We start from the raw sequence: 2,478 nt of genomic DNA, 5'->3' as shown, positions 1-2,478 counted from the left end.
AAAAGAAGGTCACATCGCTGTCGGGCAATACGGTCGGCTCCACCATTGCCTATAGCTTCACCGTCAAGAACACCGGCAATGTGACGCTGAAGAACATCAGGCTCACCGACAAGCTTGCCGATGCCGTGGTCAGCGGCGATGTTATTGCCGAACTTGCCCCCGGAGCGTTCGACGACAAGACCTTCACCGCGCTCTATACGCTGAAGCAGGCCGATGTCGATGCCGGCAAAGTCGACAATGCCGCCAGCGTCACCGGTACGCTGCCGTCGGGCAGCGATATCAGCAGCGACGGCGGCGTGACGACGCCGATCACGGCAGCGCCAGGGCTCAGCCTCGAAAAGCGGGCGGGCCCTCCGAGTGGAACAACCGCCGGTTCGACCATTGCCTATGGCTTCACCGTCAGGAACACCGGCAATGTGACGCTGAAGAACATCAGGCTCACCGACAAGCTTGCCGATGCCGTGGTCAGTGGCGATGTCATTGCCGAGCTTGCCCCCGGGGCTTTCGACGACACGACCTTCACCGCGCTCTATACGCTGAAGCAGGCCGATATCGACGCCGGCAAGGTCGACAATGCCGCTACCGTCACCGGAACGCCACCGTCGGGCGACGACATCAGCAGCGACGGCGGCGTGACGACGCCGATTGTGGCGGCGCCGGGGCTCATTCTCGAAAAGAAGACTGGACCGCCATCCGGCACAACCGCCGGCTCGACCATTGCCTATAGCTTCACCGTCAGGAACACCGGCAATGTGACGCTGAAGAACATCAGGCTCACCGACAAGCTTGCCGATGCCGTGGTCAGCGGCGATGTCATTGCCGAGCTTGCCCCCGGGGCCTTCGACGACAAGACCTTCACCGCGATCTATACGCTGAAACAGGCCGACATCGATGCCGGCAAGGTCGACAATGCCGCCACCGTCACCGGCACGCTGCCGTCGGGCAGCGATATCAGCAGCGACGGCGGCGTGACGACGCCGATCACGGCAGCGCCGGCATTGGTGCTGGAGAAGAAGACCGGACCGCCATCCGGCACAACCGCCGGTTCCACCATTGCTTATAGCTTCACCGTCAAGAACACCGGCAATGTGACGCTGAAGAACATCAGGCTCACCGACAAGCTTGCCGATGCCGTGGTCAGCGGCGATGTCATTGCCGAGCTGGCCCCCGGGGCATTCGACGACAAGACCTTTACCGCGCTCTATACGCTGAAGCAGGCCGACATCGATGCCGGCAAGGTCGACAATGCCGCCAGCGTCACCGGAACGCCACCGTCGGGTGGCGATATCAGCAGCGACGGCGGCGTGACGACGCCGATCACGGCAGCGCCGGGGCTGGTGCTGGAGAAGAAGGTCGCATCGCTGTCAGGCACCAGCGCCGGCTCTTCCATTGCTTATAGTTTCACCGTCAAGAACACCGGCAATGTGACGATGAAGAACATCAGGCTCACCGACAAGCTTGCCGATGCCGTGGTCAGCGGCGATGTCATTGCCGAACTCGCCCCCGGCGCTTTCGACGACACGACCTTTACCGCGCTCTATACGCTGAAACAGGCCGACATCGATGCCGGCAAGGTCGACAATGCCGCCACCGTCACCGGCACGCCACCGTCGGGCAGCGACATCAGCAGCGACGGCGGCGTAACGACGGCGATCGCGGCAGCGCCGGCATTAGTGCTGGAGAAGAAGGTCGCATCGCTGTCGGGCAATACCGCCGGCTCGACCATTGCCTACACCTTCACCGTCAAGAACACCGGCAATGTGACGCTGAAGAACATCAGGCTCGCCGATAGTCTCAAGGATGCCGTCGTCAGCGGAAATCCCATCGCCGCGCTTGCGCCGGGAGCGACCGATTCGACAACGTTTACGGCGATCTACACGCTTACTCAGGCCGATATCGACGCCGGCAAGGTCGACAATGCCGCCACCGTCACCGCAACGCCACCGTCGGGCGGCGATATCAGCAGCGACGGCAACGTGACGACGCCGATTGTGGCGGCGCCAGGGCTCAGCCTCGAAAAGAAGACTGGACCGCCATCCGGAACAACCGCCGGCTCGACCATTGGCTACGCGTTCACCGTCAGGAACACCGGCAATGTGACGCTGAAGAACATCAGGCTCACCGACAAGCTTGCCGATGTCGTGGTTAGCGGCGATGCCATTGCCGAACTCGCCCCGGGGGCCTTCGACGACAAGACCTTTACCGCGATCTATACGCTGAAACAGGCCGACATCGATGCCGGCAAGGTCGACAATGCCGCCACCGTCACCGGCACGCTGCCGTCGGGCGACGACATCAGCAGCGACGGCGCGGTGACGACGCCGATCACGGCAGCGCCGGGGCTCAGCCTCATCAAGACGGCCAAGGCGGGAAGCACCTTCAAGGCCGTCGGCGACAAGATCTCCTACGACTATGTCGTTTCCAATAGCGGCAATATCACGGTCACCAAGCCGATCAGCATTGCCGATGATCGATGAT

General features: G+C 62.3%; 1 protein-coding gene. It reads left to right on the top strand.

Going from position 1 to position 2,478, the window contains the following annotated elements; genetic code table 11:
* Positions 1-2,477 (top strand): DUF7507 domain-containing protein (locus AC1DNI_RS22740; protein WP_477693522.1); only part of this gene is annotated, 2,477 nt, incomplete at its 5' end.
* Position 2,478 lies beyond the last annotated feature (1 nt).

This window comes from Phyllobacterium sp. 01N428 (genome assembly GCF_056399405.1).
This window is presented reverse-complemented; position numbering and strand designations above follow the sequence as displayed.